This window comes from Pseudonocardia sp. KRD291 (assembly GCF_019263595.1).
Classification (GTDB): domain Bacteria; phylum Actinomycetota; class Actinomycetes; order Mycobacteriales; family Pseudonocardiaceae; genus Pseudonocardia.
Genome location: NZ_JADQDD010000426.1, coordinates 1 through 3,705, shown reverse-complemented (window position 1 = coordinate 3,705; position 3,705 = coordinate 1). Strand labels below are relative to the sequence as shown.

The 3,705-nt window shown below is 75.3% G+C and carries 2 protein-coding genes and 1 pseudogene; 1 reads left to right on the top strand and 2 read right to left on the bottom strand.

Annotated features, from left to right (window positions below; genetic code table 11):
- Positions 1-340: pseudogene (locus I4I78_RS31150) on the top strand (hypothetical protein); the annotation flags it as partial.
- Positions 341-402: 62 nt separating this feature from the next.
- On the opposite strand, the gene I4I78_RS31145 reads toward I4I78_RS31150, so the two are convergent.
- Positions 403-2,220, bottom strand: a complete 1,818-nt coding sequence (locus I4I78_RS31145; RefSeq protein ID WP_218615090.1) for a C69 family dipeptidase — start codon at positions 2,218-2,220, stop codon at positions 403-405.
- A 103-nt stretch (positions 2,221-2,323) separates the two neighbouring features.
- The gene (gene radA / locus I4I78_RS31140) at positions 2,324-3,697 is read right to left on the bottom strand and encodes a DNA repair protein RadA (RefSeq protein ID WP_218615091.1); all 1,374 of its coding nucleotides are present in this window, start codon (positions 3,695-3,697) and stop codon (positions 2,324-2,326) included.
- Positions 3,698-3,705: the final 8 nt, after the last annotated feature.

Here is a 3,705-nt window from a genome sequence, read left to right as displayed (position 1 = left end):
GCCCGACCTCGGCGCCCGGCCGGTGCTGCGCCTGGTCGTGACGAACACCAGCGGCCAGGCCTGCGTCCGGGACCTGGACGGCGCGCAGCAGGAGATCGTGGTCTGGAGCGGCGACGGCGCGACCCGGCTGTGGTCGAGCAACGACTGCGTCAACCCCGCCTCGGACGACCTGCGGACGCTCGTGCCCGGCCAGCCGGTCGCGTTCGCGGTGACCTGGAGCGGACTGGGCTCGGCACCGGGCTGCACGGTCGAGCGCGACCGGCTTCCGGCCGGCGCCTACCGGGTCCTGACGCGCCTGGGCCCGGTGATCAGCGACCCGGCGCCGTTCCTGCTCAGCTGAGGGCGCACACGTCCGGCGCGCACGTCGCCGGGCGCACGCACGTCGCCGGGCGCCGGGCCAGGTCAGGCACCGGGCGTGCCGCGTCGACGCGACCGGAGCCCCGCCCACACCGCGGCCCCGCCGACGACCGCGCCGCCGACCCCGGTCAGGGCGACCAGCCACGCCGACGCCCCACCGGAGTCGGCGCCGGACCGGTGGTCGGGTACGTCGGCGGGATCGCCGTAGCTGCCCTTGCGGGCCAGCGTGCCGCCGTCCGCCCAGCCGCCGCCGAGGTCGCAGTCCAGCCGGTCGCGGGCGGTCTCCTCGCTGCGCAGCGTCATGCTCCGGCTCTGTGCGCTCGCGGTCTCCCCCGGCGGCGCCGGTACCCGGGGTTCGCGCAGCCCACCGTCGGCGCGGCTGCGGGCGAGCACGTCGTCGAGCAGGTGACGACCCAGCGCGAGTCCGTCGCCCGCCCATCGGGTGCTCGCGTCGGTGAGCTCGCGTTGCGCGCCGGGCCGGTCGCCGGCGGCGTACCGGTCGGCGGCCCGCGCCCGGACCGCGGGCATCTGCTCGAGCTCGCCGGCCTCGAACCCCTCGAACGCGGCGGTGACCTCGCCGAGGTAGCGCTCCGGGCGCGCGCACGTCGCGTACATCAGGCGCTTGAACGTCTGGGTGGCCGACTCGGTGGCCTCCTGCTCGGCGTACTGCGGGTCGAGGTACTCGCTCGCCGCGCCGTGGGTCAGGTAGCGGTGCTGGCGGTACTCCACCGGTACCTCGGCGGTGTCGATGTGAAACGGGATGTAGGGCGCGGTGACGGCCGCGGTGACGGCGAGCCACAGCGTGCCCATCCCGGGATCCGGCAGGTCGTCGGCCAGCTCGGCGACCTGGCCGTAGCCGGAGCGGTCGTCGGACCAGCGCGGGTCGCGCACGAGACGCATCACGTCCTGCAGTGTGGCGGGGGCGAGCCTGCGGACCTCGGCCTCCAGCGAGGGCGGGTGCCGGTAGGGCGAGGGGTCGGCGGGGTCGGCCCGCCCGCCGACCGGGACCGGCGCTCCGGGGAACGGCGTGCCGTAGACCCGCTGGACGTCGAACGGCGTGCCGGGACGCCACCAGCCGCGTCCGGCCGCATAGCTGACCAGGTCGGGCGATGCCATGTGGTCGGCGTCCGGGGTGGTCGGGAACTCGCCGATGTAACCGGGGTAGGAGACCCGGACCTCGTCCGGCCCGAGCCGCTCGGCGGCCCACAGCCCCTGGCCGCCGGCCATCTCGACCAGCACCCAGCCCTCGTTCGCGTCCGCGAACAGGTGCGAGTTGCCGCCGTAGGTGGTGTAGCCGTAGCGGTCGATCAGGCCGCCGACGATCTGCACCGCCTCGCGTGCCGAGTGCGCGCGTTCCATCGCGATCCGGGACAGGTCGCTGTAGGTGGGCCCGCGCTGCGGCGTCGGGGTCCGGGCGACGAGCTCCGGTCGCGAGTCGGACCAGACGTCGCGCGCCGCCACACCGTGCTCGTTGAGCCCGCCGTTGGTGAGCGGGGCCGGGAAACCGACGAACTCCGAGTAGTTCGAGGTGATGTAGCGGGCGGTCTCGGAGGCCTGCGGGATGCGGATCAGCTCACCCGGGATGTCGGCTTCGGCGGTCGCGCCGACCTGCACCGTCGAACCGGCCGGGTGCTGCTGACGCGCGACGATGTCGACCCAGTGACTGGACGGCTCGTGCCCGAAACCACCCAGGAACGGGTGCCCGTTCGCGGTGAGGTCGCCGCCCACGTAGACGGCGAAGCTCTTGTCCGGCGCGGGCGCGGGCGCTGGCGTGGGGGTGGGGGCCTCCCGCGCGTGTGCCGGCGCCACCGCCGGGACCGCGAGAAGTGCACACACCGCGCCGATCACGGCCACCCGTCGCATCCGTCCCCCGTCCGTCCCCCGTCGACTCGACGAGAAAACCCTAACCGGAGCGAGCGTGTTCCGGCCGGACATGGGAAGCGTCGTAGGCCGACCCCGGCCGGGGTCAGCGGATCCGGGCGAGCACCTGCCCGAGGTTCGTGACCTCGGTGACCTTCATCCCGGCGTTGCGCACGTCCGAGTCCGGCGGCACGAGCGCCTGGGTGAACCCGAGCCGAGCGGCCTCGGTCAGGCGCCGCCCGACCCCGCCGACCCGGCGCAGCTCGCCGGCCAGGCCCAGCTCGCCGAGCACGATCATGTCCGGCGGCAGCGCGATGTCGCGCTTGGCCGAGGTGACGGCGAGCGCGACGGCCAGGTCCGCGGCCGGCTCGCTGACCTTCATCCCGCCGACGGTCGCGGTGTAGACCTCGGAGTCGTGCAGCTTGAGGCCGCCGCGCCGCTCCAGGACGGCCAGCAGCATCGCGACCCGGGCCGAGTCCAGGCCGGACACCGCGCGCCGCGGGCTGGGGATGTTCGAGCCGGCCACGAGGGCCTGCACCTCGGCCAGCAGCGGTCGCCGCCCGTCCATCACGACGGTCACCGCGGTGCCCGGGACGACGTTGTCGCGGGTGGTGCCGAAGCGGGCCAGGAACAGCCCGGACGGGTCCGGCAGCCCGACGATCCCCTCGTCGCGCAGCTCGAAGCAGCCGACCTCGTCGGCCGGGCCGTAGCGGTTCTTCACCCCGCGCACCATCCGCAGCGTCGAGTGCTTGTCGCCCTCGAACGCGAGCACCACGTCGACCAGGTGCTCCAGCACCCGCGGCCCGGCGATCCCGCCGTCCTTGGTCACGTGCCCGACCAGCAGCACGGCGAGCCCGCGCTGCTTGGCCAGCGCGGTCAGCGCGACGGTGACCGCGCGGGTCTGGGTGACCCCGCCCGGCGAGCCGTCGGCCGTCGCGGTGGACATCGTCTGGATCGAGTCGATCACGAGCAGCTTCGGGTCGAGCGCGTCGACGTGCCCGAGTACGGACTCCAGGTCGGACTCGGCGGCCAGGTAGAGGTCGTCGTGCACCGAGCCGGTGCGTTCGGCACGCAGCCGCACCTGCCCCGCGGACTCCTCGCCGGAGACGTAGAGGACCCGCGCGGAGTCCGCGGCGCGCGCCGCGACCTCAAGCAGCAGGGTCGACTTGCCGACGCCGGGCTCACCGGCGAGCAGCACCACCGCGCCGGGGATCAGCCCGCCGCCGAGGACGCGGTCGAGCTCCTCGACACCGGTCGGGCGGACCCGGGTGGCGTCGAGCGTGACGTCGCCGATCCGCTGGGCCGGCGTGGTCGGTGCCCCGGCGACGACCTGGCGGGGGCCGGCGCGCGGCGGCTCGACCTGCTCCAGCGACCCCCATGCCTGGCAGCCCGGGCAGCGTCCGACCCACTGCGTCGCCGACGCCCCGCACTCGGTGCACCGGTAGCCGCCGCTGCGGGCGGCCCGGGCCCGGGTGGTCAGCTGCCGCC

What these genes read in the sequence shown, in the direction of transcription:
- I4I78_RS31145 (WP_218615090.1), bottom strand. Translation starts at nt 2,220, where the DNA reads ATGCGACGGGTGGCCGTGATCGGCGCGGTGTGTGCACTTCTCGCGGTC.